Source organism: Peribacillus sp. YIM B13477 (genome assembly GCF_042787955.1).
Classification (GTDB): Bacteria; Bacillota; Bacilli; order Bacillales; family DSM-1321; genus Peribacillus; species Peribacillus frigoritolerans.
In genome coordinates this window covers 1-26,211 of sequence record NZ_JBHZPD010000012.1, presented here as the reverse complement: position 1 = coordinate 26,211, position 26,211 = coordinate 1, and the positions used below count along the sequence as shown (strand labels likewise).

At 38.1% G+C, this 26,211-nt stretch carries 22 protein-coding genes and 3 tRNA genes; 4 read left to right on the top strand and 21 right to left on the bottom strand.

Going from position 1 to position 26,211, the window contains the following annotated elements; translation table 11 throughout:
* Positions 1-490 precede the first annotated feature (490 nt).
* From ACFX4H_RS23735 to ACFX4H_RS23725, 3 genes are read left to right on the top strand one after another with little or no spacing between them, the layout of a single operon-like run.
* Positions 491-2,248 carry an ABC transporter ATP-binding protein gene (locus ACFX4H_RS23735; protein WP_377436374.1) on the top strand — a complete coding sequence of 586 codons (1,758 nt, stop codon included), beginning with the start codon at positions 491-493 and terminating at the stop codon, positions 2,246-2,248.
* Between the two features lie 23 nt (positions 2,249-2,271).
* Complete coding sequence (locus ACFX4H_RS23730; protein ID WP_377436373.1) at positions 2,272-2,946, top strand: response regulator; 675 nt, start codon at positions 2,272-2,274, stop codon at positions 2,944-2,946.
* A complete protein-coding gene (locus ACFX4H_RS23725) occupies positions 2,943-3,977 on the top strand; it encodes a sensor histidine kinase (protein ID WP_377436372.1) in 1,035 nt (344 codons plus the stop codon). The genes ACFX4H_RS23730 and ACFX4H_RS23725 overlap by 4 nt, the downstream gene beginning before the upstream one ends.
* Before the next feature lie 101 nt (positions 3,978-4,078).
* Here ACFX4H_RS23725 and ACFX4H_RS23720 read toward each other — a convergent pair whose 3' ends face one another.
* The 17 genes from ACFX4H_RS23720 to sigW all read right to left on the bottom strand — a co-directional run bounded on the left by ACFX4H_RS23720 (position 4,079) and on the right by sigW (position 24,180).
* Positions 4,079-4,450: an iron chaperone gene (locus ACFX4H_RS23720; RefSeq protein WP_377436371.1), complete on the bottom strand. Its 372-nt coding sequence runs from the start codon at positions 4,448-4,450 to the stop codon at positions 4,079-4,081.
* A gap of 603 nt (positions 4,451-5,053) precedes the next feature.
* The gene (locus ACFX4H_RS23715) at positions 5,054-5,221 is read right to left on the bottom strand and encodes a hypothetical protein (RefSeq protein WP_377436370.1); all 168 of its coding nucleotides are present in this window, start codon (positions 5,219-5,221) and stop codon (positions 5,054-5,056) included.
* A gap of 42 nt (positions 5,222-5,263) precedes the next feature.
* Entirely contained in the window at positions 5,264-5,956 is a 693-nt protein-coding gene (locus tag ACFX4H_RS23710) for an ABC transporter permease (RefSeq protein WP_377436369.1), read from the bottom strand.
* Positions 5,940-6,872 (bottom strand): ABC transporter ATP-binding protein, encoded by a 933-nt coding sequence (locus tag ACFX4H_RS23705; RefSeq protein WP_377436368.1) that lies wholly within the window; start codon positions 6,870-6,872, stop codon positions 5,940-5,942. The genes ACFX4H_RS23710 and ACFX4H_RS23705 overlap by 17 nt, the downstream gene beginning before the upstream one ends.
* Before the next feature lie 106 nt (positions 6,873-6,978).
* Positions 6,979-7,914, bottom strand: coding sequence for a sensor histidine kinase (locus ACFX4H_RS23700; protein ID WP_377436367.1), 936 nt, complete (start codon positions 7,912-7,914; stop codon positions 6,979-6,981).
* Between the two features lies 1 nt (position 7,915).
* A complete protein-coding gene (locus ACFX4H_RS23695) occupies positions 7,916-8,629 on the bottom strand; it encodes a response regulator transcription factor (RefSeq protein ID WP_377436366.1) in 714 nt (237 codons plus the stop codon).
* Positions 8,630-8,689: 60 nt separating this feature from the next.
* The gene (locus ACFX4H_RS23690) at positions 8,690-10,222 is read right to left on the bottom strand and encodes a Tn7-like element transposition protein TnsE (RefSeq protein WP_377436365.1); all 1,533 of its coding nucleotides are present in this window, start codon (positions 10,220-10,222) and stop codon (positions 8,690-8,692) included.
* On the bottom strand, positions 10,203-12,074 hold the full coding sequence (locus tag ACFX4H_RS23685; protein WP_377436364.1) for a TnsD family Tn7-like transposition protein: 1,872 nt from the start codon (positions 12,072-12,074) through the stop codon (positions 10,203-10,205). Before ACFX4H_RS23685 ends, ACFX4H_RS23690 begins: the two co-directional genes overlap by 20 nt.
* Positions 12,075-12,085: 11 nt before the next feature.
* Entirely contained in the window at positions 12,086-13,780 is a 1,695-nt protein-coding gene (locus ACFX4H_RS23680) for an ATP-binding protein (RefSeq protein WP_377436363.1), read from the bottom strand.
* Complete coding sequence (locus ACFX4H_RS23675; RefSeq protein ID WP_377436362.1) at positions 13,755-15,911, bottom strand: Mu transposase C-terminal domain-containing protein; 2,157 nt, start codon at positions 15,909-15,911, stop codon at positions 13,755-13,757. Before ACFX4H_RS23675 ends, ACFX4H_RS23680 begins: the two co-directional genes overlap by 26 nt.
* Positions 15,908-16,747, bottom strand: coding sequence for a TnsA endonuclease N-terminal domain-containing protein (locus tag ACFX4H_RS23670; protein ID WP_377436361.1), 840 nt, complete (start codon positions 16,745-16,747; stop codon positions 15,908-15,910). Before ACFX4H_RS23670 ends, ACFX4H_RS23675 begins: the two co-directional genes overlap by 4 nt.
* A gap of 151 nt (positions 16,748-16,898) precedes the next feature.
* Entirely contained in the window at positions 16,899-18,701 is a 1,803-nt protein-coding gene (glmS, locus tag ACFX4H_RS23665) for a glutamine--fructose-6-phosphate transaminase (isomerizing) (protein ID WP_034304927.1), read from the bottom strand.
* Positions 18,702-19,166: 465 nt separating this feature from the next.
* The gene (gene glmM / locus ACFX4H_RS23660; RefSeq protein WP_034304929.1) at positions 19,167-20,516 is read right to left on the bottom strand and encodes a phosphoglucosamine mutase; all 1,350 of its coding nucleotides are present in this window, start codon (positions 20,514-20,516) and stop codon (positions 19,167-19,169) included.
* A 56-nt stretch (positions 20,517-20,572) separates the two neighbouring features.
* A complete protein-coding gene (locus ACFX4H_RS23655) occupies positions 20,573-21,940 on the bottom strand; it encodes a CdaR family protein (RefSeq protein WP_283866912.1) in 1,368 nt (455 codons plus the stop codon).
* Positions 21,933-22,757, bottom strand: a complete 825-nt coding sequence (cdaA, locus tag ACFX4H_RS23650) for a diadenylate cyclase CdaA (RefSeq protein WP_034304935.1) — start codon at positions 22,755-22,757, stop codon at positions 21,933-21,935. Before cdaA ends, ACFX4H_RS23655 begins: the two co-directional genes overlap by 8 nt.
* Before the next feature lie 219 nt (positions 22,758-22,976).
* On the bottom strand, positions 22,977-23,600 hold the full coding sequence (locus tag ACFX4H_RS23645; protein ID WP_063589552.1) for an anti-sigma factor family protein: 624 nt from the start codon (positions 23,598-23,600) through the stop codon (positions 22,977-22,979).
* A 16-nt stretch (positions 23,601-23,616) separates the two neighbouring features.
* A complete protein-coding gene (gene sigW / locus ACFX4H_RS23640) occupies positions 23,617-24,180 on the bottom strand; it encodes an RNA polymerase sigma factor SigW (RefSeq protein WP_048685727.1) in 564 nt (187 codons plus the stop codon).
* A 172-nt stretch (positions 24,181-24,352) separates the two neighbouring features.
* Between sigW and ACFX4H_RS23635 the strand changes: the two genes are divergently transcribed.
* Positions 24,353-24,538 carry a Spo0E family sporulation regulatory protein-aspartic acid phosphatase gene (locus ACFX4H_RS23635; protein WP_377436360.1) on the top strand — a complete coding sequence of 62 codons (186 nt, stop codon included), beginning with the start codon at positions 24,353-24,355 and terminating at the stop codon, positions 24,536-24,538.
* 137 nt (positions 24,539-24,675) lie between these two features.
* Here the strand turns inward: ACFX4H_RS23635 and rocF are convergent, their stop codons facing one another.
* From rocF to ACFX4H_RS23615, 4 genes are all read right to left on the bottom strand, one after another.
* Positions 24,676-25,578, bottom strand: a complete 903-nt coding sequence (gene rocF / locus ACFX4H_RS23630; RefSeq protein WP_057276360.1) for an arginase — start codon at positions 25,576-25,578, stop codon at positions 24,676-24,678.
* Between the two features lie 208 nt (positions 25,579-25,786).
* Positions 25,787-25,862 (bottom strand) — tRNA-Ala (locus ACFX4H_RS23625).
* A 21-nt stretch (positions 25,863-25,883) separates the two neighbouring features.
* A tRNA-Gly gene (locus ACFX4H_RS23620) sits at positions 25,884-25,955 on the bottom strand.
* A gap of 3 nt (positions 25,956-25,958) precedes the next feature.
* Positions 25,959-26,033: transfer RNA gene (locus ACFX4H_RS23615), tRNA-Gln, on the bottom strand.
* Between the last annotated feature and the right edge of the window lie 178 nt (positions 26,034-26,211).

Below are 26,211 nucleotides of genomic sequence, written 5' to 3'. Positions count from 1 at the left end.
CTGTATCCTTTTGAATGTTTAGCTTTTCTGATGTTAATGTGTCTCCCCATTGACCTTGTTCAAATACTGGGATTTGCTGTTCCTCTACCACCTTTAGAAGAATTGGAGACACAATCGACTCATTCAAAATAATCATTTTTTCCACCTAACTTATACTGTTTTTTGTATCTCCATATTTAATCGGTTAAAACCGGTAAGTTTTTAGCTTATATAGGTATTTATTATTAAAAATCAAGATATCACTATATCTTTTTACCTATCAGTCATAAACTTGAGATCCTTACACATATTCCTTACCGTTAACCATCGAATATTTAATTTCCTTGTATCTTCATGAAAAAAAGCCGACACTATTTTAAGTGTCTGCCATATTTTTTCAAATTTATCATTCAGAAAAGGTTTACCAAAATTTTCGTGGAATAACTAAGACTCGTTCATATTCAATTCATAACTTCTTTATATACTTCTCTGTAATGAAAATCGAGAAAGGATGTATTTACATATGTCAGAAGCAAAAAAACAAAAAGGATGGCGCCAGTTCATTCGATTGGTTCAACAAACGAAGCCTTCCAAACTAATGATAGGGATTGCATTAGCATTAAGCCTAGGCACAACAGGTGTAGCTTTATTAGTCCCATTATTCACAAAAAATCTAATCAATGATTTTTCAGTCAGTTCACTAAACGCTGAAAGGATCACACTTCTCGTTGTTGCCATCATTGTTCAAGCATTGGCCAGTGGATTTTCCATCTATTTATTAAATCGGATCGGTCAATCCGTAGTGGCAGGTATTCGCGATCAACTATGGAAAAAATTACTCGTATTACCCGTGAGTTATTTTGATGATCATCCATCGGGGGAAACAGTCAGCCGAATGACAAATGATACAACTGTAGTGAAGGGATTAATCTCTGAACATCTCTCTAATTTCGTTACAGGAATCATTTCCATCGTAGGTTCCATGATCGTGTTATTCGTACTGGATTGGAAAATGACATTATTGATGTTCACTGCAATTCCGCTCTCTGTTTTGATATTGATGCCGCTAGGAAAAAAAATGCACAAAATATCAAAAGGGATGCAGGACGAGACAGCAAGCTTCACCGCAGTCCTTCAGCAGGTTCTAACGGAAATACGTCTTGTTAAGGCGTCTAATGCAGAAGCTTTGGAATATCAAAATGGACAAAAAGGAATCCAGAAATTATTTCAATTCGGATTGAAAGAGGCAAAAATCCAAGCGTTGATTGCGCCGCTAATGAGTTTGGTCATGATGGCATTACTCGTCCTGATTTTAGGTTATGGGGGAATGCGTGTTTCTTCAGGAGCACTGACTGCTGGGGCTCTAGTTGCATTCATCATGTATCTTTTCCAAATAATCATGCCAATGGCTCAATTGGCCAGTTTCTTTACACAATTCCAAAAAGCAACGGGTGCAACAGAGCGCATCATTTCCATTCTGGATTCTGTGGAGGAAGAAGATGCGAAGCAGCCCGTTCAAAATATGAGCCAATCCATCAGCGTGGATCACCTGAACTATAGTTACAATAATGGAGAACAGGTACTTAAAGATATAAGCTTTAACGTTGAGGCCGGTAAGGTCACTGCAATAGTCGGCCCAAGCGGCAGCGGAAAAACGACCCTTTTTTCATTATTCGAGCGTTTCTACAAACCACAGGAAGGATCCATATCCATAGGCGGGACATCCATAAATGATTTCACACTGCTTTCATGGAGAAGCCAGATTGGATATGTTTCACAAGAAAGCCCGATTGTATCCGGTACAATTCGAGATAATATTTGTTATGGCATCGATCGGGATATAACAGATGAAGAATTAAATCAAGTGGCTAAAATGGCGTATGCAGATCAATTCATTTCTGAGCTTCCGAACGGATATGATACAGAGGTCGGTGAAAGGGGCATGAAATTATCAGGCGGTCAAAGACAAAGAATCGCAATCGCCCGTGCATTTTTAAGAAACCCGAAAATATTAATGCTGGATGAGGCAACCTCCAGCCTGGACAGCAAATCAGAAAAAGTGGTTCAACAGGCATTAAATCATTTAATGAAAGGAAGAACAACAATAGTCATCGCCCACCGCCTATCGACCGTTATCGGTTCGGATCAAATCATCTTCCTTGAAAAAGGGAAAATAACAGGCAGCGGAACACATAAAGAGCTATATAATACGCACTCATTATATCGCGAATTTGCTGAACAGCAGTTGCACAAGCTTGAACTGGCCTAATTCGCCGAAAGGAAAGAAGAAGGATGACAAAAATATTGATAGTCGATGATGATGCACATATTCGCGAACTTATAAACCTGTTGTTAAGAAAAGAAGGCTTTGATCTATATGAAGCGTCAGATGGAATGCAAGCATTGAAAGTAATGGAAAAAGTGAAAATCGATTTGGCAGTCATCGATATTATGATGCCTAACATGGATGGATGGCAATTATGCAAAGAGTTACGGGAATTTAGTGACATCCCCATTTTAATGCTGACTGCAAAAGGGGAAACAACACAAAAAGTAAAAGGATTCGGGCTTGGGGCAGATGATTATCTTGTAAAGCCATTTGAACCGATCGAATTGGTTCTTAGAATAAAGGCATTATTAAAACGGTATAAAATCACTATTTCACAAACATTAAATATCGGCGAATTAAAGATGAATCGTAACACGCATGAAATGTCATTCAAAGATCTGGAATATACGATTCCATTAAAAGAATTCGAATTGCTGTTTAAATTAGCAAGCTATCCTGGAAAAACTTTTTCCAGGGAAGATCTTATCGAAGACATTTGGGGCTATGATTATGAAGGGGATGAACGAACTGTCGATGTTCATATAAAAAGGGTGAGGGAACGGTTTCCTGAATCGGAATTCCCCTTAAGGATTAAAACGATCTGGGGATTGGGCTACCGTTTGGAGATAACGAGATGAGAGGCAATCGATTTTTCAAACAAATGCTTGGCATGCTGTTTTTTGTAACGTTTATTTCAATTTCCTTTTCCGCAGGGTACTATATCATTGAGCTTTTGCCCTTAAGGTTAACCGATTATGTTCGGTATCTGGCTACAATCGTGACAAGCATCGCAATCATGATAGTAATTGGTCACCTTATCCATGCTGTCCATCATAATAAACGGGTAAATATTTACCTCGAGATCATAGATGCCTTAAGGAAAATAGCAAATGGCGATTATAATGTACAACTGGATTTTAATATGGACAAGAGAAACGAAATGACCGATATCATTAACCACTTCAATCACATGGCCAAACAATTGAAGCAAATGGAAGAAATGCGGCAGGAGTTCATCTCTAACGTCTCACATGAAATACAGTCGCCCCTTACCTCCATTGTAGGATTTGCCCAAGCACTTCAATTTAATAAGCTGACAATCGAAGAACGAAATCATTATCTTCATATAATAGAGACAGAGAGCAGGAGATTATCCAAATTAAGTGATAACCTTCTAAAGCTTACATCCCTTGAATCCGAGCACCACCCTTTTGAAAGGACAGATTTCCGGCTGGATCAGCAAATACGGACCATTATTTTGGCTTGTGAACCCGCTTGGTCGGACAAAGAACTCGAATTGGATATAACCTTGGAAAAGATTCCAATAGTGGCAGACCAGGATTTGATGAGCCAAGTATGGACAAATATAATGCACAATAGCATCAAATTCACCCGCCATCGCGGAAAGATCACGATTCGATTACAACAGATTGATGACCTGGCATCCATAACGATATCCGACAATGGAATCGGCATTTCCGAAACCGACCAATTCCATATATTCGAGCGATTCTATAAAGCCGACCTGGCAAGGGAACGCTCAAAAAGCGGCAGCGGTTTAGGACTATCCATCGTGAAAAAGATTATAGAGATGCATGAAGGGACCATATCCGTGAAAAGCGAACTCGAAAAGGGAACGACCTTCACCATTCTGCTTCCTATTTCGTGAGGGTTTTGTAATTTTAAAAATTCATTTTAAATCATAGGTAATAAAAAACAGCTGCAATGGCAGCTGTTTTTTATTGGTTTTCACCCTTAATAATCATTTTTTTATTTCCGCCAAAAAGTTGAACAGTCTGCCTTATCAAGAATATTATACTCTATCATTTTCTCAAGTAATGAGTAATCAACCGGACTGTCCCACTTGATACGTACCAACTGCTTGGTATGATCATAGCCAGCCTGCACGATTTCATCAGAGAAATGATCGATCCCTGCCTTTTCAGGGGCAACAGCCAAATGATGTTTGGCTACGCTAAAGCCAATAATATATGTGTCATGATCGGTAAACATAGGCTGATTCCACGCAATCTTCGGCATTAGATGTGGAAATTTCTTAGTTACCCAAGCCAGGACTTCTTCCGTTCGTTCCCTATGTTGCGGGTTATCAATATTCGTTAAAAACTCTGCAAAGACTTCCATGCTATTCTCTCCTAAATTAAAAAAATTTTATGAAGACTTCATTTTCAACAATGCACACCATAGGAAGGTCATTAACATTGCTCTAATGGTTGCCATGACTATCTACTGATGGATTTGATAGATTATATTACACTGCACACCGATTCATATTACCTCGGTCTTCTAATCCACTTGTCAACTTGAGAGATTCTCGTTGTTTTAAACATAAAAAATACCCCTTTGGCTAATCATAGCCAAAGGGGTAAAGCTTCGCAACTTTTTATAATCTGTAGCTTTAAAATAAAGTTTGATCAAAAATACCTTGTAAACCCATATTCTACGTAAAATAAAAAGACTCCATTTTGAAAAAAAGATTGATCAAAATGGAGTCTTATCTAGCAAATTTATATTTCAGTTTTATAAAAAAGTTTGATCATTTTAGTGACCTTTATGCCATAATGGAGCGATTGTTGAACAAATAACTTTTGTTAAGTGTCTTAAAGAAATAACCAATCTTTTCATTCATCATTTCATTTTAATGCTGTCTGCTAAAAAGTCTATATTGTTTTTGGTATTATACATATAATGGTAAACTATTATTTGTTAATGGTTCTCAACCTCTTTTTATTCATTACAAAAATTAGTAGGTTTCTCACCAAGTGCTTTGGCCATTTTGTTCGAAACTTCCTGTGCCCCCAGACACATTTTATACTCTGTTTCGTCAGATAATACAAAACTAAAGACTATCATTACTAAAATTACGACTGCTACTGCCAATAATATTTTCTTCATATTGATATCTCCTATAGACAAGGGATTAGTTCCATCAATGAACTAGACTAAATCTTTCTGTTCTATGTTTCGAATAGAATAGTAACCGATAAACAAACCGAACAGTCCTAGTGATAAAGGAATAGCTATAATCGAAAATAAGGTAAAGTCTTCGCTTGTTGAATTCAAAATTGAAGCGATAATAATTGAAGATACAATGGTTGCAGGCCCCGATTTACGATACATGCCAAACAATAAAGGAATAAGACTGATCCCTGCTGTCGCAATAGCGTTCATAAAAGCAGTCAATAAATTTCTTGAGATTTCTTCTAATTCAATTACTCCAGGTAGTATATTAAAATTCACATCCGTTAAATAAACAAGGCCTTCTAGGAATAATGTTGAAAACAAGATGTTAACAAAAGTAAAACCAAAAACGAATGTTAATTTTGAAATCATAATTTTTTTACGTTTAATAGGATAGGTGAATAATACATCGATTGATTTATTTTTATATTCATCAATTATTAATTTCACAATAATTACTGATGCAAAAATTGTAAATGTTGTCCGTACCATTGCTCCAATAATGTTGGCCACTATATCGAAACTTTCTATGGGTATCATTCCATCATCTATCTCTATAAAAAACATCATACTGAGAAGTGCAATAAATGCGCCATTGCATATAGAAACACCTTTCCAATAGTTCCATAGCTTGAATTTTTTTATTTCAAGATTAATAAGTTGACGCATGGATTGCACCTCTATTGATAATTTTTAAGAAATAATCTTCCAATGTATTATTTTTTTTATTGATCGACTCCACCAATACACCCTTTAACACAAGGGTTTTAGATATCTCTCCTTGGGATGTGTTCATGTCATAAATACGAATGGTAACATCATCGAGTATTTTAAAATTCGTTATGTTCAGGACTTCTTTTATGACGTATGCAGCTTTTTTCACAGAATCCGTTTTTATCTCTATATACTCTGTATTTTGAAGACGAATTGTTTCCATTAATACTTCCTCTAATAATGTTCCGTTCTCGATTACTCCGATAGTATCCGCAATTTGTTCGATTTCTCCGAGAATATGGCTGGAGATTAATAGTGTCATTCCATAATCCTTACTTAACATTTGAAAAAGATTTCGGAATTCCTTAATTCCTACAGGGTCAAGACCATTCGTTGGCTCGTCTAAAATGAGGACTTCTGGCTTTGTAATGATAGCTCTCGCTAAACCAAGCCTCTGTTTCATCCCTAAAGAGAAATCCCTGACAGCCTTCCCTTCAAAGTTGTTTAGTTGTACCATGTCAAGAGCTGTGTTAATAGCACTTTTGTTGTAGTATCCCATATAATCGGTATGCAGCTCTAGGTTTTCTCGTGCTGTCAGCTTATCATAAAAAACGGGATATTCAATAATGCTCCCCATGCGCTTCAATATTTCATAGGATGAGGGAGTTACTGTTTCCCCGCAAATAATAATTTCTCCACTGGTTGGTTTGATTAAGTTCATAATCATCTTCATAACGGTTGTTTTCCCTGCACCGTTCGGACCTAAAAAGCCATATATTTCACCTTTTTTAACATTCATATTTATATTCGAAACGACCTCGTTTCCGTTATAGCTTTTCGTCAGATTATTTGTTTGAATGGTATAGGTCATTTTTTTCCCCCCTTTACTCTTTGAATCTCATTTTATTGAAGAATATTTTCTTTTTTCTTAACCATTTCTTACAAAAATCTTAAGTTATTCAATATCAACATTTCGACTAATAATTAACACGCTTCACTTCAACCGTGAAGGTAGTCTTGTGGTAGGGGGTACTTATTATGGAAATCTCTCCACCTAGTTGTTCGACTAATCTTTTCGTTATCGTTAGACCCAAACCACTTCCTTGATAGAGTTTATTTCTTGAATCTTCCATTGTATATAATCTTTCAAATATGCGATCTTTATCGTCTTCTAGAATACCCTTTCCACGATCGATGACCTCTATGTATACCTTATTTTCGGTACTTCTTAGGTGTAACCCAATCATTTTTCCATCTGAACCATATTGAAGAGCATTGGAAATTAAATTATTTAAAATACGCTCAATCGCTTCTTTATTCCCCCATACAAAAATCTGTTCATCTGGAATTTTAATTGATACATCAAATTCCTTTTTTGCTAATATCTCATAATAGTCAAGAATCGTTTTTCTACAAATCTCACCTACTTCGATTTTGGACATTTCAAGCTGAATATCATGTGATTCAAGTTTGACAAGTTCAAAAAAGTGATTAATTAACTCTAAAACTTCTTCTGCCTTTAAATGAACCGTTTGTAATAAGGATTCCTCCTTTTCTTGATTAATCGTTTTATCGTGTAAAATGATTTCGATATAACCAAGAATGACAGTAAGAGGAGTTTTTAAATCGTGTGAGATATTCGAGAGCATTTTTCTCATTGAGCGTTCAACAGAATGAAAATTTGCCACTGTTTTCTTGTTGTGTTCAAAGAGTCGATTGATTTGAACTAATAAAGATTTCATTTGCGAGTTGCTAGTGTATAGTAGAACATTTTCATCAGTTTGTTGATCAATGATTGATTTAAGCTTCTTTTCGATATAGGATATTTCTCGATTTGCCACTCTTTGATTATGAACTAAATAAATAATGAAAATTAAGGAGGCTGCTAGAAAAAATACAAGAAGATAAATCATGTTAAAATTCACCCAATTTATAACCAATTCCCCATAAAGTCTTTATATATTCGGGATTGGAAGGATTTTCTTCTATTTTTTCTCTGAGACGGCGAATATGCACATTAATAACATTTTCATCGCCGTAGTATTCATCTTGCCAAACAAGGTTATAAACCTGTGCTTTTGTAAACACTTGATTTGGTCTTGTAATAAAGATTTTTAATATATTGAACTCTTTTGACGTCAGTTTTAAGTCTTGGCCATTTTTTTTCACAGAATAATTTTTCATATCAATGACTAAATCACCTAATTTGATCGTTTCGTCTTGATAAGGGTTATTTATCACTTGATTGTTCAAGGCCAAATAATGTTTTTCTCTTCTGAGAATGGCCTTCACTCTAGCGACTAGTTCAATCATTGAAAATGGTTTTGCAATGTAATCATCTGCACCGAACCCCAGACCTAACGCTTTATCGACGTCTTCGCCTTTTGCAGACATAATTAAAATTGGGATCATACTTTTGTTTCTTATAATTTTTAAGCATTCCATTCCATCAATTTTCGGAATCATGATATCGAGTAAAATTATGTCAAAGTTTTGTGACTCTACTATCTGTAATGCCTCCTCACCATCAAATACAGTAAAAACTGCAAATCCATGTTTCACCAAAGTATCTTTTATCATCTCACTGATGTAGTGATCATCTTCTACTATTAAGATTCGATTTTCCATTATCTCCATCCCCAACTTTATCTTGGTTTTTCATAAAAACTTGCGGAAGACATTTTTAAATTAAATTAATTTGTTTAACAATATTTCGCTCCTATGACAAATCCCTTTAGAACTATGTTTCGCCTTCATCACAATAACATCTTGATTTTCAATAATTTTTAATGTTTTACTCGTCCAAGTGCCATTGTCATTAACAAGATTCACAAGTAAACTATAATAAATAGAATTCCAATTACGAATAGTAGACGATGACAAAATGAGCATCGACAACGAACGATATTCACGTTCTATTTCTACAATATTGAATTGCTTACCATTAACAAGGAATATCTCAGCAATTACATATCGTCTTTTCGTTACACCATCACTTAGCTTGGTAAATTTACGTTCCCCTGTACCCTCTGGTAGCACATCGATGATTACACGAATTGTTTGTACTTGTGAATCCTGTTCCATTACTTTCAACACATTAATAAAATCTTGCAACTCACCTTGAGCTTGGATTTCGTGTAACATCTGATGCTCTAGCCCTCTTGCTAGTTTTTGACCTCCAGTGTCTGCTGTAGATCGAATTGAATCATTATTGCCATAGTATTTCTTTGTATTTTCGTCCTCCTTGGTACGCTGCTTCGAGAAACTACTTTTAATTCGTTTGATTTTAGGCACTGATGTATATTCATGCTTCAATTGATTCATTTGTACAAAATCAAAGTCTTCAGTAGAGCCGTCGACTTGTTCATCTAATGTAAGGCCTTCTTCGTCGTCCTTTTTATTAAGAGAACGATAAGTGTATTTCTTTGCCTCATTGGATTTCTCTTGATCTTGTATTTCTGGGTGTGAAATCGAAATATGTTCATACGGAATATGTTTATTCTTCACATTAACAATTTGTAATACTGTACATGTATTATTCTTCTCCTTTATACGAGCTGTTACTGTGATCGGTTGTGTAAAGCTCCATTCGAATTTCAAAGTCTTTTCCTGCAACCAAGTAAAGGCGATATTTTCATATACTTGTCGTAAATCACGGTTCGTTAGCAACCACACCAATTGATATACAAACGCTGTCTTTGTATATTTCAATTCATATTGTGATGAAAAGCTAAGATGTATTTTATTAGGTTCGTATGTTTCTGTGAAGAACTGAGGAAATGAATTCGATTCAAACAAGCGATATAAAAGGAAACCATTCGGAGCTAATATGCTACGCAATACTTCAATGACTGGTAAAATAACATTCTTCCCATTGAAAGAGAACACGAAACTACGAGAAGTTGCAGGATCACTGCTTCCTTGAATAGACCAAAGCCGTTCGTGATATTTAACTTTATTAGGATGAATAGTCATATCGATTTCTTGTACACCTTCAGGAACTTGACTAGCCGTTATGATACCATCAATATAGTAATGTTGGATTGCTAGGCATGGTAATGTACCCCAATCCATTAATATACCTTCTGTACGACCTTGTGAGCGAAAATAAGCTTTAATCATCATTTTATGATCATATCGTAATGGCTCACCAATCCATATTAGTTGTGCTTTTTCACCTTTATCAAAAGGCCAAGCTATTTTAACCTGTTGTTTGCTCATAACTTTCCACTTCATGTTTTGTTCGTAAATACTCTTCCAAATACGGTTTTATTTCATGAAAATGATGTGACTTAACAGCGCCAATACGCTGTACTTTCCATAATACAACTGATTCTTGCTCCTGTAACATTCGATCAATAATCTTACAACAACGTCTGATTTGGAATTGCTGAGTAGATTCCGTAATTTCAGATAGGAGCTTTTTAGTCTGGGGGAGCTTATCAAGATGTTTCTCCAAGTTTGATAATATTCCAAGCCGTTTTCCAATAATCGAGATTGTAATTCGAACAGGTTTATCTAGTTCGATTAGCTCCTTGTAAAGCTTCTCCACTTTAGAGCAGTATTCTCGATCACGTGAGGCCCAATCGACAATTGCTTGGTTATTCTTCTTCTCCTGAATTATAGGCAACTGTTCAAACAGCCATTCTTTATCGTGACGATACAAGTACATATATTCCTTTGGGAAACACTTACGAATTTGTGTTCTTGAATAATTTGGGTATTGCCTCATTCCTTTTAATAATTCTTTTCGATAAATTAGCAACATCAGAGGAATATCTTTTTCTAATAATCCTTCTATTTTCATCTCTGAGGAAAGATACTTTTTAACCGTTTTCGAATCTACACCAAGCATTTTAGCTAATATTCTTGTACTGTACGTCCCTTCAGCTTCCAATTCACGTAATTTAGCCTTCCAGACGTCTGCAAAAGCCTTTATACGTCCAATACGATATATATCTTCAGCAGATAATCTATCAGGACCTTTTCTAGCGTAAATAAAGCCACAAGAGCATTCAAACGTACCAATGGGTACTTTTGATTTAAAATCTCTCGTAACATTTACTTCAGGAATCACAAATTCCTTATAATGATTAGCTGCTTTATTTAAACAAGGCCATGGGCCACTACCGAAAGGACCTGTATCAGCTTCAACTTGTAAAAAGGAATCTACATCTTGTTCTAAGAAATAAAGCATAAGCAAATGACGGAAAGGATGTGCATGACGTCTTAGATTGCGTGTAATGACCTTCAGCCAATTATACTCATCATCAACATCGATTGCTGATTCATACTTAACTAAAAATCCTTTTGGGAACTTTGATTGAAATGCTTTGTATAACTCCTTTTGCCGAATTCGATTAGACGTTGTTATTAAATTTTGCTCTCGTAAAAGAGCACGATATTTAAGATTAATAGATTCTCTTGAAAATTGATGTATTGAAACTTGCAGTAGTTGATAAGCCATCTTTGCTAAAGCAATTTGAATGGCTACAAACTCTTTTGGTTCAACCTCTTGTATCATCGATAAGTTCATTAGCTTTTTATCAAATCGAATAAACTCAATTCGACTCTTCTTTAAAAAGTCAATAGGGTACTTCTTTAATTTCAGTTCATGATGTGCACAGAAATCAATCCCTTGCAGCTGGTGCTCACGATGAATATAGGGTTCTCCAAGTTGCTCAATATCACTAGCTGCACATTCCGGACAATAATAGAGTCCGTCCTTTTTACAAATACCTCCTGCGACCATTCCAAGTCTTGTATAAAGTCCTTTTCCATCTCTTTGGACATCTTGCAGAAGTTCTTCCTTGCGTTGTTTGGAAAGAAACGGAGCATAGTAAGGGTAAATCGTATGCATAGCTACTAGGCTTTCAACAGAATAGTTGGAGCCTAATTGCTCAACTAGTCCAGAAAAATGGCTGCCAATCTCTACACTTGGTATAACAGAACGATTTTCAAATACTTCTTCCAACGTATCTTTGCAATCAATATTCCCACTGTAAAGGTGATAACGTGCGACCGCCGAATAAATCAATTCATCTGGATATGGATCAGTAAAGAATGGCAGCATGTGATTCCCTCCTAGTAGAATTCCTCCAAAGGATTTTTAATGTATCCATTTGCTTTTAATAATTCATAGGGGTGTTGCTTTTTGTCTAACGCTTGCTTTCTTAGCTTTAGCAATGGTAGAATCTCTGCATTTTTTGCTTTTACCTTTGCTTTTTGATCTTTCTTTTGTTGATTTAATGCAATTGCCTGCTGAATCACATCTGATTTAAGTTGATGAATTTCAGTATCAAGTGGATTTTCCTCAACTATTTTTTGTGCGAGCTTTTTAATATCGTTTTCTTTCAAACTATCAAAAATGCCAAGGGCTGCCACTTCAACACTTAAGTTCTCAATCATGTCTTGACGTTTATACTCGATTGTATTTTGGCGCTCTTTAAATGCTTCTTGAATACGTCCTGTCATTTCAGTATTTCGCTTGTGATTTAGCATGACTTCATCCAAGTTAATCATAATATCTTCATATTTCATCATATCAGCAAAATTGTTTGTCCGAATAGCTGTCATCATTGGTTGAATCGTTTGCATATCTTCCCTAGCAGTCTTTTTTAATACTTGTGGTGTAATGATTTCAGCCGGGTTGTCCTCATCAAATAATACTCGTTCTTGTGCTAGAATAAATAGATTCACGGCAACAGCAGTAATCCCTTGGCATTCATAATAAAATGCCTTCTTTGTCTCCTCTGTAAGCTCAGAATGGTTTTTTAAACACTGTAATTCCCAAAGTGTCTCTAGGAAAAACTCCCACTCTTCGCTATTTTCGTCCATACGATCCCAAATAATAGCTCCATCACTTGCTGCCCGTCTTGCCTGTCTGAAGTTTCCTTTGAATAGTTTTTGTGCTTTAGAAGTGCCGATTAAAACCGTAGGAATGCCAACTGTATTAGACAGTGTTACAAAAAAATTCAACATTTCTTCCTGTTCATTTTTGGAATGTAGTAAGTGCTGGATTTCATCAATTACTAGAACACCGATGCCGTACATACTTGCTAACGATGTCATGTGTAATAACATTGTCGATGTCACACGGTTCAAATAACCGTACTTTTCTAAATATCGAGTGCCTAGTAAATCATCAATTGCTTTGAAAAAGCTTTTGCAAAGTGTAGATAAACTTCCATCATACGGGCAGTCAATTTTAAGCCAAACAATTTGAGTTCGATTAAACGGTTGTCCTTTGTATTCTTCATGCTTGATCACTTGTGGATACATAAGCAAAAGACGTTCAATTGCTGTTGTTTTACCAATTCCAGAAATACCGATAATGGATAAGCTATCGGCAGTTGAACGAATATAATTTAGTCGTTCATCTATATATTTGTGAGCTGTTTCCTCTTCTTCACGCAATTCATGCAACACCCGAACACGCTCTAGAAATGTTCTATCTAATGGATTTCGCGCCAAGTAACCTCTCCGAATCAATGTAGACAATCGACGTTCTACCTCGAAATGAATCGGTAACGGCTGGATAAAATTCCTTACACGTTTTAAGACGTGATAACGAATATTCGTTTCACTTAACTTATCTTGCTCACTAATTCGTGGAGTCACCATAAATCGCTCTAGCACATCATCCTCATTAAATATAGGTGGAAGAGCTTCGATGAAAGGATTATTGGTATATTCATTCAAAAGTTGCTCCTTATAGACAGCTTTCTCAAAATCCCCTTTTAAGACAACCATGTCATTTGTCTTTCCCAAATTCCTCATCTCGCTTCTTCTTTAGTTTTTCCATAAGATGTGAGCTTGATTTCTTAGGTGGTGTTTCATCAATCTTCTCGTTTGTAACGAAGTCGATTACTTCAGCTGCTTCACTAACTTTATTAGGTGATAAATCAAACTTTTCAGTTTCACGGTTTAACTGTTTTTCAACATCCTTGTTATCACGAATAGCAGCTATTTTAGCTTTCTTACTTGTTGGTTGATTAAAAGATTGTTTTTTGTTCTTCACAGCTTTTTTAATTATCTCTTCCAATGCAGCATCAGTATTTACTGTAAGCTGAATTTGTTTTGTTCGTTCCAATTCTTCTAGTTCATTCCGAAGTTGCTGTTGGAAGACAATTTCCTCTAAGAAGTCACCTTTATATTGCTGACTAGGCTCTAGTAAAATACACGTTTCAAAATCTATTCCGTTATCGTGAGGAATATAAATTTTCTCAATATATCGTGGATCATAAACGATTTCTAAACTTCTATTTTTCAACTTCAAATACCATTGCTCTTCGATCGCTTGGCGAGAACCATACAGAAGGTTTTTAAACTTGATTCCAGCTCTCGAAACAGTCGCTTTTCCACGAGGGAGCACGTTCAGACGAAGAATATTTCGATCAACTGTTCTTAGCCTTCCTTTGCGATTTTGAATTCCCCAATTCCATAAGTTAATTGGCGTTGGCACTAGACCATCAGCTACCATTTCTTTTTCAACAGGATATTTATCAATGACCTTTTGGTTATGATGTAGCGCCATTGTAATAATTAGAGATGTAAATTCCTTCAAATTTAGCGTAGCATTTAAGCGATAATCCTGATCTCCACGTTCTCGATATTCCTTTTGAATTGCTCCGGGAGCTTTTTGCTTTACCTTCCCATTAAACGTACGGAATTTCCTTTCAACAATCCCTTTCAAATCTCCACGATAGGCCGTAGTATTCTCAATTTTAACGTTAAGATTGTTAATTAAATTGTCTACCGAGTACCCTTCAAACTCGCCTCGGTCAGCAATAATAATTTCGGGCAAATGATGTGTTGGCCATTGCTCAGGAGTAATATCAATTCCATATTGCTTACAAAATTCTACTTTATCTGCGACCATATTATCTAAAGCCATCATTGCACCGATCCATGACGGGCCTTCTAGTCCAACATAAAGACCTGTAATAATACGTGAATACACATCAAGTACCGCATAAATAACTGGTCGCCCAATTACTTTATTTACATCCAATGAACTAACTAAATAAATATCTGCAATGGTTGCGTCAATTTGAAATCTAGTACCCGGACCATTTGTTTCTGATTTAGAATCACTTAAAATCGGACGATGCTTCAACTCATATTCTTTCATGCTTTTACGGAACTGGATATCTTTTTTTGGGTCTTCAAGTTTTTTAAACCAATAGTAAAACTGATGATATGAGGGAATTCGATTTGCTTCCCACACTCGATATTTCATTTCTCCATTTTCTTTATAACGGTCTGAATAGAAATCACGCAGAATAAAATGATAGACGTCTTTTAATGAATAGTTATTTGTCTTGCGGTAATACTTGTTAATGGCATGCTCGAACTGTAGCTTTACTTCATCACTTATATTGATACCAGTTTGATAATCTCCACTAGTATTTACTCTTCGTGGACGACCTACTTTAGCATTTGTTAAAGCTTTGGATTTCCCTTTACCACCTGAGTTTGCATAATCTGGTAGCATAGCATTTTTAGTCATACCACGCTGCCAATATCGACTGAGGAGTTTTTTCACCTTAGTAGGAGTTACATTTAACTCTTCTGCAATTTCCTTTATCTTCGTCTCTCTGCCACTTTTTTTAAGCAGTACATCTATATGTTCCATACAATATTTTTGAATAGTCTCCCAATCATCTTCGCGCTTTTGAATTTGCACATCTGTCAAGTCACTATCAACTACAACTCTTGCAAAAGGATCTGCTATCACTAATAATTCTTTTTGTTCGATTTCTGTAGCCAATGTGGTATAAAGCTCTTTTTGGGGCATAGATGTGTGTGCATCAATATCTACAATAAAAACATACGATTCTTCTATTTCAACAACCCGAATCCGTATTGAATCCTTCACATATTGAAACACCTGATTAATATAAATCATCCGTATTTCTCCTTCTTCAGCGTGCTTTCATCAATGGATTTAATATCAATCTGTTGCTCTAAATTTAGTGGCTCAAGCATATCTATAACGATGTTTTTTTGAGCAAGTAAATGATAAAACAGTGTTACACCACTACCAAAAGGTAAATGGGTATCGGTATCAAATTCATTCGTAATTACGCGGATACTATTTTTGTTATTTAGTAACCTTTGCATTAAAGATAAGGATAAATCTTCAATATGTTGTGAACTCATTTCCTGAAATACATCATAATCTCGAATATCAAAATGATCATGAATGTAGCTAATGTTTCGTGCCATTGTTTTGGGGATTTCCTCCTCTGTAACAACCACCCAATCAATTTCCTTCCGTTGCCAATGCTCTCGTTCAATCTCAAACTTTTCGAGCACTCGTTCCTTCAGTAAATCGTCCTTCATTTTGATTGTACGTGCTACTTCAAACACACCTTGTCCCATATCAACTGTTAATAAAAAATCCGTTGTCATCACAATCGGATCACCAGTTTTAGGATCAGTAGGATGTTTAATACCTAACTCATCTGCAATAACAATGGTTTCTTCTAGTGGCAATAAAGGAAATTGTTCTCGGATATCAACAATATGATTTGAATATTCAGTTAAATAAAAGTAATTTTTTTCTAAATCCGATAGAAATTCATGCTGTCTGTTTGTTTTTATTCCTTTTAAACGAGTGGAACGACCCTTTGAAGATACATCTTGAATCTTCAACCAAGGTTTATAATCTACTCCTATACCGGTGCCTCGACCTTGTTTAATCCACTGTTCAATTTCAGATGTTCTTTTTCTTTTCGACATAAAAACACCCCTTTAGATAATCATATCCAAAGGGGTAAAACGGTGCAACTTTTTTATAAACGGTATAACTTTATTTTAAACGGTACATCTTTTTTACAAACAGTACAACTTTATTTCAAATCTACATAATCTACATTGCATTCATTCCAACTTACTCAACCGTTACACTTTTCGCGAGATTACGCGGTTTATCCACGTCACATTCGCGGTGCAAGGCTGCGTAGTAGGCAATGAGCTGCAGCGGGATAACAGAGATAAGGGGTGTTAATAGTTCATTCACTTCCGGGATGACGAAACGGTCATCCTCTTCTTCCAGACCCTTCATGGAAATGATGCAAGGGTTGGCGCCACGGGCAACCACTTCCTTCACATTACCACGGATGCTTAGGTTGACGCCTGCTTGAGTAGCAAGGGCTATGACAGGTGTACCTTCTTCAATCAAGGCAATCGTTCCATGTTTAAGCTCTCCGCCAGCAAAGCCTTCCGCCTGGATGTAAGAAATCTCCTTCAGCTTAAGTGCCCCTTCAAGTACAACATAGTAGTCAAGGGAACGGCCGATGAAGAAGCAGTTTCTCGTAACGGACAAATATTCACGGGCGATGTCTTCCATCTCTTCTTTCGAATCACATAGTGCTTCCATAGCCGTCGCAACGATTCCAAGCTCTTTTACAAGGTCGAAACCGTACTCCATGTTACGGAATTGGCCAGTTACATTCGCCAAGATGGATAAGACTGCCACTTGGGCTGTGTAGGCCTTTGTAGAGGCTACGGCAATTTCAGGACCAGCATGCAGCAAGAGCGTATAATCCGCTTCACGTGACAATGTAGAGCCAGGTACGTTCGTGATGGTCAGGGCTTTATGACCAAGCGCTTTGATGGACACTAACACGGCACGGCTATCTGCAGTTTCACCACTTTGTGAAATGAAGATGAATAGCGGTTTTTTCGATAATAACGGCATATTGTAAGTGAATTCCGATGCCACATGGACCTCAACCGGAATTTCAGTCATTTTTTCGATGAATTGCTTACCAATCAACCCTGCATGATAGCTGGTTCCGCAAGCGATGATATAAATACGGTCAGCCTCACTTACGGCTTCAGTAATGTTATAGTCGATTGCAAGTTTACCTTCTTCATTTTGGTATGCTTGAATGATTTTACGTATTACAGCTGGCTGCTCGTCGACTTCCTTGAGCATATAGTGAGGATACGTACCTTTTTCAATATCACTTGCATCCAGTTCAGCCGTGTAAGGAGCACGCATGACTTCTTCGTTGGAAAGGTTCTTGATCGTTACCTTTTCATTTGTCACGATAACCATTTCCTTATCCATCAGTTCAAGGAATTGATCTGTGACTTGCAGCATCGCCATTGCATCCGAAGCGACAACGTTAAAGTCTTTTCCGACACCGATCAGCAGCGGGCTTTTATTTTTGGCGACTAAGATGGTTTCATCATTTTCAGCATCCAATAGGGCAATGGCATATGAACCCTCTAATAGAGTGAGTGTTTGACGGAACGCCTCTTCCACTTCCATGCCCTCGTTCACGAACTTCTCTATGAGTTGAACGATGACTTCCGTATCCGTTTCACTTTTAAAGGCAACATCCTTCAAATATTCACGTTTTAGAATCGCATAGTTTTCAATGACACCATTATGAACTAAAGTCAATCGACCTGAATTACTTTGGTGAGGATGGGCATTTTCACGGCTTGGCACACCATGTGTAGCCCAGCGCGTATGTCCTATTCCGGTATGCGCCATAGTATTTTCATCCACGGCTGCTCGTAAGTCCGCTATTCTTCCCTTTTCCTTAAAGATTGTCACTCCTGCTTCATTTCTCACAGCAATCCCTGAAGAGTCATAACCGCGGTATTCAAGTTTTTCAAGACCTTTTAATAAAATTTCCTTTGCATCGTTAAGTCCAATATATCCAACAATTCCACACATAATTTCTGTTCCTCCAACCGATTCGAGGGAACAGGAATGCACGGGGGCATCCCTGCCCCCTCATCTCTGATATATATTTTTATAAAGGAAATGCCCTAAAGCACTTTTTCCCATTGTGCATTTCCGACCCTTTGTGCAGTAAGTTGCCCTACTGTTTTAAGATTGGAATTACTGCGGCTGTGCACTTCAGCCGGGAGGTATCCGCCGATCATTCGATAAACCTCCTCCTCGTCAACTAAGTCATTTCTCGTCCAGACTTAGTTCAGGCGCTTTTGTGAATCCATTCTCTCCTTGCCTACCCTCCTTTTTAAAACAACCATTTTTAGAAAATGAGTTGTAAATCAGGATAATCATACCTTAAACAAGGGACATAGGTCAATTCTTAATTACCTTTACCAACAAAAAAGACTTCTTTATAAAAATATGCATAAAAGGAAATTTCGTTCCTTTTATGCATAGGATTAGTTATTCGTTCATTCCCATTTCCGCTCTTACAACTGCGACGATGCGATCTACATAATTAGTGCATTCCTCAGCTGTCGGTGCTTCAGCCATAACACGGACCAGAGGTTCAGTACCGGATGGTCTCACCAAAATGCGGCCGTTTCCGTTCATTTCCCCTTCGACTGCCTTGATGACTTCCTGTACCTTTTCATTATCTGTTACAGCGTGTTTATCGGTAACTCTGACATTGATCAGCGTTTGTGGATATTTCTTCATCTCGCCAGCGAGCTCGGATAAGGTTTTTTGGGTATCGCTCATGATGTTCACAAGCTGCAAGCCCGTCAATAAGCCATCTCCGGTCGTGTTATAGTCCAGGAAGATGATATGTCCGGATTGCTCTCCGCCAAGGTTATAGCCGCCTTTACGCATCTCCTCGACCACATAGCGATCCCCCACTGCCGTCTGGGCGCTTTGTATACCATGCTCTTCAAGACCTTTATAAAAACCAAGGTTGCTCATGATCGTAGAAACCACTGTTCCCTGTTTCAAACGGTTATTATCTTTCAAGTATTTCGCACAGATATACATGATTTGGTCGCCGTCCACTATATTTCCTTTTTCATCTATTGCAATGACGCGGTCTCCGTCGCCATCAAATGCAAGCCCAACATCCGCACCTTTTTCTTTTAAGAATTCAGCAAGTGCCTCAGGGTGGGTGGAACCTACCTTATCATTAATGTTCAAGCCATTGGGCGATGCCCCCATTGTAGAGATGTCTGCATCAAGATCTGCAAACAAATGCATGGCCAAGGCAGATGTAGCCCCATGTGCACAATCAAGAGCAACATGAATGCCTGTAAAATCTTCATCCACTGATTGTTTCAAATACTGGAGATACTTTTGCCCTCCTTCGAAATAATCGTTCAAATGGCCTAAATCTCCGCCAACCGGGCGTGGAAGCTCATCCTTTTCCTTATCTAATAGTGCTTCAATTTCCGCTTCTTGATCATCGGATAACTTAAATCCATCCGGTCCAAAGAATTTAATGCCATTATCCGCTACCGGATTATGCGAAGCGGAGATCATGACACCTGCTTCAGCACTTAAGGCCTTTGTTAAATAGGCTACTCCCGGTGTCGAAATGACACCCAGGCGCATCACCTCAGCCCCTATGGATAAAAGACCTGCAACAAGCGCACCTTCCAGCATTTCACCTGAAATACGAGTATCGCGCCCTATAAGCACTTTGGGTTTTTCTGTATTTCTAGTAAGAACGTAGCCACCAAAACGGCCTAGTTTAAATGCCAACTCCGGTGTTAACTCGCTATTCGCTATACCCCTTACTCCGTCTGTTCCAAAATATTTACCCATCTTTATCGCTCCTTCTTCGAATCGTTACTGAATTTAATGATGATGTTAAAGGAAGGTCATGTCTCTTCGTCTTTTTGTGTGATGGTGACCGAAACCGTTTTAGAATCCAGTTCCCATTCCACTCCCTCAGGCACTGTTACCGCCAGATCCACATCATGCGTACCTTCATCTAAATTACTCACATCTACTGTAAGATTAATGTCGTCTTTAGTTATTTTCTTCAAATCATCCGCCTCACCAAGCAAAGTGATGCTGGTTACATCGGATTCCAATTCGGCATCTTGGTCATCCCGTATGCCCACAGGAACTATTTGTATATTGTTGAAAGTTTTGGACTCAATGGCAGCCGGTTCATCTTCTTCTTCTGGTTCTGGTTTTTCTTCGACTACTTGTTCTTCTTGTTTTTGTTCGGTTTCTGGTTCTTCCTCTTCCACGACTGGCTCTGCATTCTCTTCATCTACATCAACTTTTTCTGTACGAATCTTGACCTGCGCCTTACCCAAGGACATTTTTTGTACACTATCCGGTTTATTAAGATCGAGTTCCAGTTCTGTATCACCATCAATTTTCGAGATATTTACAGGAAGATTTATTTCATCTATTTTCTCCAGGCTCGTTTCCGAACCAAATAAGGTGACCTCTTTTGGATCGACACTTATACTCGTGATCCTGATTCCATCCTTTGCCTTGCCGGTTTGCTTCGGTGCTATCGACACCGTCTTGGAAGGAATGCTCACTTTTAAGGAAACGGCAACAGAAGATGGCTCGATCGTCACATCCAGCTTATTCAAATCCCTGTCCAAGGCTTTAACGGTTGCCTTGCTGTTCACCGTTTCGTTAAGTCCCTTACTTATTTCAAGGTTTGCCTTTACATAGGAAATTTGTTCAATTGCATCTTTAGCACCCGTTATTTTAACAGTTTGCGGGCTGACTGTTGGCTGACCGGCTGTATACCCCTCTTCAAGTAAAGAGCTGTTATACTCGGCCTCAACGGAGAATTCCTTCGTCACCCGTTCCTGAACGTTGACTTCCGCATATTCCGGATCGATCGTCGCCACTAACTTTTCATTCAAATCACTTATTTTAAATGTGACAGTTCTGTCCCCCATTGAGATTGCAGGATCAGAAAGGTCTACATACACTTTAAAATCCCTTTGGTTTTTCGCATTAATCAATAGGCTCTTTGCTCCCTTTAGAGTAACATCAACTGTTTCAGGCACCCCGCTCACCACTAGATTCTCACGGTCATAGTACACTTCAACCGGTACATTTTCGATGGTCTCCGTACTGATTTCAGGGGCAGTCGATAAACCAAGGGATTTTTTATCCGACTCCATCTCAAAGTTAATGGAAATGAACAAAAGTGCTGCCAAGGCAAAAGCTACGATTCTCATAAACCAAGCGCTATTGGTGAATTTATCCATTCTTTTTCCCCCTCCAGTTAAAGATGCTTGAGGAAGTTGATTTGATATTTTCCACTACCAGTTCACTTGTAAGCATGGCCCTAAATGATTCTTGATTCAAATCCCGGTAAAGTTCCCCGTTTTTAGTGACGGATATTCCTCCCGTTTCTTCTGATACGACAATCGTCAGACTATCCGTAACTTCACTCATGCCTATGGCTGCCCTATGCCGTGTGCCAAGTTCCTTTGATATGAATGGACTCTCTGATAATGGCAAATAGCAAGCGGCAGCTGCCACCTGGTTATTTTGTAAAATAACTGCACCATCATGGAGCGGCGTATTAGGGATGAAGATATTAATGAGCAGTTCTGAAGAAATATAGGATTTCAGGGGTATCCCCGTTTCAACATAATCCCCCAGCTCCGTACCTTTTTCTATCGTAATCAAGGCACCAATCCGCCTTTTTGCCATATAGGTGGACGCCTTTAGGATTTCCTCGACTAAACGCTCTTGCTGATTCTCTTCTGGAACGGTGCCCCTTGCAAAGAGCTTCCCGCGTCCTAATTGTTCAAGTGCCCTTCTCAGTTCAGGTTGAAAAATGACGAGAATGGCCAATACTCCCCAATTCATGACTTGTGCCATTAACCATCCGAGTGTATTGAAACCAAACAGGTTGCTTAAGCTTTTTACAATGACAATTACAAAAATTCCTTTTAGCAGCTGAATAGCCTTCGTGCCTCGAATAATAGTTAACAATTTATATATCACAAACCATACAAGGAGAATATCAATGAAATTTACTACATAGTCCCAAACAGTCAAATTGGTTAAAGACATGTTGTTTCCTCCAGTCAGTATTACTCCAAATACCAATACAATCTTTATTTACAATAACCTTAATAGTATACCATTTTTTAAATGATTCATCTAAAAACTAGTGTGAGAAATTTACACAGGAAAAAAGAACCATTAAAAATGGTTCCCCTTCGTTTAAAAAATAAAGCTGGGCGAAGTCATCGTAAATCAAAAACGATGACCCTGCCCAGCTTCTATTCCTTATTCCTTTTTCTCCTCTTTGGCAGGAACCAACGAGGCTGCAGTGTCCTTCACTTTATACCACATCCACTCAAAAGCTTGGTCAATAACATGGATGCTTCCGGTCACATTACCTGCTTTAGACATATACTTATGCCCATTTATGACTGTCACATCTCCCTCTACTTCACCATCTATTTGAATATTACCATTTTGAACTACCACATTTCCCTTGATTGTCTCACCCTCAGGCACAATAACCGTTTCACCTTCGACCACTAAGTTAGGCTGCTTTGAAACTGAAAAATGTTCGTCCTGATTATAAGTGGAAAAAACAGATCCTGTCATCAATATGATGAACATCGCTGCCGCTGTCATGAAAGGATGGCTTTTGAACCAACGTTTGGCACCTGTTGTTTTCGTTTCCTTTGGCAATTGAGCCATAACCTTCGCTGTAAAATCATCCGGGGCCTTTATATGGGAAGTGCTTTGTACAAGAGCGACCGCCTTTTTCATTTCATGAAAGTAATCCCGGCATTCAGCACAGTCATGCAAGTGCTCCCGTAAAATTTCTTTATGCTCCGGTTTGATGTCCTCATCTAAATAATCATGCATATATTCAATGATTTCCTCATGGCAGTTCATTTTTCTCACCTTCTTTTTATAAATGGCGTAGTTGTTTACGCAAGGCTTCGCGACCGCGATGTATCCTCGTCTTAACCGTTCCGACCGGCAAATCGAGTATCTCACTGATTTCCTTTAGAGATAATTCTTCAATATACTTCAATACGATTACCGATCGGTATTTCTCGGGCAATTTCATTATTTCCACTTGAATGGTTTCCTGCAGTTCTAATGATTCAACCTCTTCCTCGGGTTTCGCCATATCCGATGCAATTTGGGAATACATATTCAATCCCTCTGTTCCTGCCACCTCTGCATCCAGATAGTAGTCCGGTTTTTTCTTGCGAAGTCGGTCAATACAAAGATTGGTCGCAATCCGATATAACCATGTAGAAAATTTCATTGTTATATTGAAACTTCGAATGTTCACGTAGGCCCTTACAAAGGCCTCTTGAGCCAAATCTTCTGCTTCTTGCCTGTTTCCGAGCATCCTGAAACATATTTGGAAAACTTTGTCCTTGTAAATTTCGACAATTTCCCCAAAGGCATTATGGTCTCCTTTTAATACTTGATTAATTCTCTCTTTAATGAGTGCATCCATTTTCCGGTATTACCCCCGCTCATGCGGCTATACGATTACTACGAATCGTAAGCTGAAAGGTTTCAAAAATTTAATACATTAATTTTAACAAAGTTTTACATTTTATGTTTAAGAAAAAAAAAACAGGGCTATATAGTAAGAAATTGTAAAATCCAAAGGAGTGATTCTCTATATGAGTACTGAACAAATTTTAGACCATATTGAACAATGCAGACAGAAAATGATGTTCTTGGCTTCCCGTTCTTCCATGGTGGATAATGAAGTTATTGAAATTAGCAGCAAACTGGATTCTTTAATCATTCAATACATCCATTTAACTAAAAACGGAGATCTCATGGACAGACGTGCTCTCAAGTGAATATGGATAGGAAATTGCAACCATTTATCTATAGATATGTTTCTGTTACATACACCCTGGTAAATAAACCTACGTCTTCTAGCATATAAAAAACAGTAACCCATTACAAGCCGGTTACTGTTTCTTTTAATTATTAGTTATAATAACTTTTCTCCAAATAGCGAACCCATTAAGGCCACGGCAACGATTGCCGTTTTATTTCGCTCATCTAAAATGGGATTCACTTCAACGAATTCAGCGGATGTAATCAAGTTGGATTCCGCAAGCATTTCCATGGCCAAATGACTTTCCCGATAACTTATACCACCAATAACCGGGGTCCCGACTCCGGGTGCATCTGCTGGGTCCACTCCATCCAAATCCAGTGAAAGGTGGACGCCATCCGTTCTTTCCCTTAAATAATCAATGCATTCTTCCATGACCCGTGTCATTCCCAACCGGTCGATCTCATGCATCGTGAATACTTTAATCCCTTTCTCACGGATAAGTTCCTTTTCCCCTTCATCCAATGACCTCGCTCCAATGATTACGATGTTTTCCGGTTTCACTTTTGGAGCAAAACCATGTATATTGATCAGGTCCGGATGGCCAATCCCAATACTGACAGCCAAGGGCATCCCGTGTATATTTCCTGATGGTGAAGTATCTTCCGTATTTAAATCGCCATGTGCATCGTACCAAATCACACCTAGATTCTCATAGTGCTTTGCGACTCCTGCCAGTGTGCCTATCGCTATTGAATGGTCCCCTCCCAATACAAGCGGAAAGGAACCTTCTTCTATTATTTCATCAACTCTTGTAGCTAACTGGGTGTTACCTTTTGCTACAAGCTGTAAGTTTTTTAAATTTGTCCCGGGCTCATCTGCATTTTCAGGACGCCCTACAATTATATCCCCTAAATCCTCTACTTCTATATTCAACTTTTCAAGACGCTCGACAATCTCTGCGCAGCGGATGGCACTAGGTCCCATATCCACCCCTCGCCTTGCTTGACCAAGGTCCATAGGCAATCCGATGACGGAAATTTTCTGAATAGACATACAATTCCCCCTTTCCACCATTTTATATCGTATATGCAAATTGGTTCAACTTGACATTTCCATGTATAAAGATGCACGTTTTCCGATAACATATGTTTTTTGTGAAAAAATATCTTTCTGGGGATTAGTTTACCCAACTATGCCATAAACAAAAAAAAGTCTTAAACCATTTTTGGCTTAAGACGTAAGTTTTGGTGTATGTAGTTGATGGTGGAGCCTAGCGGGATCGAACCGCTGACCTCCTGCGTGCAAGGCAGGCGCTCTCCCAGCTGAGCTAAGGCCCCTAAGGAATTTAAAATATATTAAGCGGAAGACGGGATTCGAACCCGCGACCCCAACCTTGGCAAGGTTGTATTCTACCACTGAACTACTTCCGCAAATGGCTGGGCTAGAAGGGATCGAACCTTCGCATGACGGAATCAAAATCCGTTGCCTTACCGCTTGGCTATAGCCCAATATATGATATGCAATGATTAATGTACAACAAAATAAAAAGGTGGTAATCATATATTTCCCCAATACAGAGAATATATAACTGATCCACAGGATTTTATTTAAATGGTGGAGGGGGGCAGATTCGAACTGCCGAACCCGAAGGAGCGGATTTACAGTCCGCCGCGTTTAGCCACTTCG

Excerpts from the sequence above, each read along its gene's own strand:
- ACFX4H_RS23700 (WP_377436367.1), bottom strand. The coding sequence starts at position 7,914 with ATGATTTATCTTCTTGTATTTTTTCTAGCAGCCTCCTTAATTTTCATT.
- ACFX4H_RS23705 (WP_377436368.1), bottom strand. The coding sequence starts at position 6,872 with ATGACCTATACCATTCAAACAAATAATCTGACGAAAAGCTATAACGGA.
- cdaA (WP_034304935.1), bottom strand. The coding sequence starts at position 22,757 with ATGTCTTTAACCAATTTGACTGTTTGGGACTATGTAGTAAATTTCATT.
- ACFX4H_RS23715 (WP_377436370.1), bottom strand. The coding sequence starts at position 5,221 with ATGAAGAAAATATTATTGGCAGTAGCAGTCGTAATTTTAGTAATGATA.
- rocF (WP_057276360.1), bottom strand. The coding sequence starts at position 25,578 with ATGTCTATTCAGAAAATTTCCGTCATCGGATTGCCTATGGACCTTGGT.
- sigW (WP_048685727.1), bottom strand. The coding sequence starts at position 24,180 with ATGGATGCACTCATTAAAGAGAGAATTAATCAAGTATTAAAAGGAGAC.
- ACFX4H_RS23730 (WP_377436373.1), top strand. The coding sequence starts at position 2,272 with ATGACAAAAATATTGATAGTCGATGATGATGCACATATTCGCGAACTT.
- glmS (WP_034304927.1), bottom strand. The coding sequence starts at position 18,701 with ATGTGTGGAATTGTTGGATATATTGGACTTAACGATGCAAAGGAAATT.
- ACFX4H_RS23680 (WP_377436363.1), bottom strand. The coding sequence starts at position 13,780 with ATGAGGAATTTGGGAAAGACAAATGACATGGTTGTCTTAAAAGGGGAT.
- ACFX4H_RS23735 (WP_377436374.1), top strand. The coding sequence starts at position 491 with ATGTATTTACATATGTCAGAAGCAAAAAAACAAAAAGGATGGCGCCAG.
- ACFX4H_RS23675 (WP_377436362.1), bottom strand. The coding sequence starts at position 15,911 with ATGATTTATATTAATCAGGTGTTTCAATATGTGAAGGATTCAATACGG.
- ACFX4H_RS23670 (WP_377436361.1), bottom strand. The coding sequence starts at position 16,747 with ATGTCGAAAAGAAAAAGAACATCTGAAATTGAACAGTGGATTAAACAA.
- ACFX4H_RS23690 (WP_377436365.1), bottom strand. The coding sequence starts at position 10,222 with ATGAGCAAACAACAGGTTAAAATAGCTTGGCCTTTTGATAAAGGTGAA.
- ACFX4H_RS23725 (WP_377436372.1), top strand. The coding sequence starts at position 2,943 with ATGAGAGGCAATCGATTTTTCAAACAAATGCTTGGCATGCTGTTTTTT.
- ACFX4H_RS23685 (WP_377436364.1), bottom strand. The coding sequence starts at position 12,074 with ATGCTGCCATTCTTTACTGATCCATATCCAGATGAATTGATTTATTCG.
- glmM (WP_034304929.1), bottom strand. The coding sequence starts at position 20,516 with ATGGGTAAATATTTTGGAACAGACGGAGTAAGGGGTATAGCGAATAGC.
- ACFX4H_RS23635 (WP_377436360.1), top strand. The coding sequence starts at position 24,353 with ATGAGTACTGAACAAATTTTAGACCATATTGAACAATGCAGACAGAAA.
- ACFX4H_RS23645 (WP_063589552.1), bottom strand. The coding sequence starts at position 23,600 with ATGAACTGCCATGAGGAAATCATTGAATATATGCATGATTATTTAGAT.
- ACFX4H_RS23710 (WP_377436369.1), bottom strand. The coding sequence starts at position 5,956 with ATGCGTCAACTTATTAATCTTGAAATAAAAAAATTCAAGCTATGGAAC.
- ACFX4H_RS23720 (WP_377436371.1), bottom strand. The coding sequence starts at position 4,450 with ATGGAAGTCTTTGCAGAGTTTTTAACGAATATTGATAACCCGCAACAT.
- ACFX4H_RS23695 (WP_377436366.1), bottom strand. The coding sequence starts at position 8,629 with ATGGAAAATCGAATCTTAATAGTAGAAGATGATCACTACATCAGTGAG.
- ACFX4H_RS23655 (WP_283866912.1), bottom strand. The coding sequence starts at position 21,940 with ATGGATAAATTCACCAATAGCGCTTGGTTTATGAGAATCGTAGCTTTT.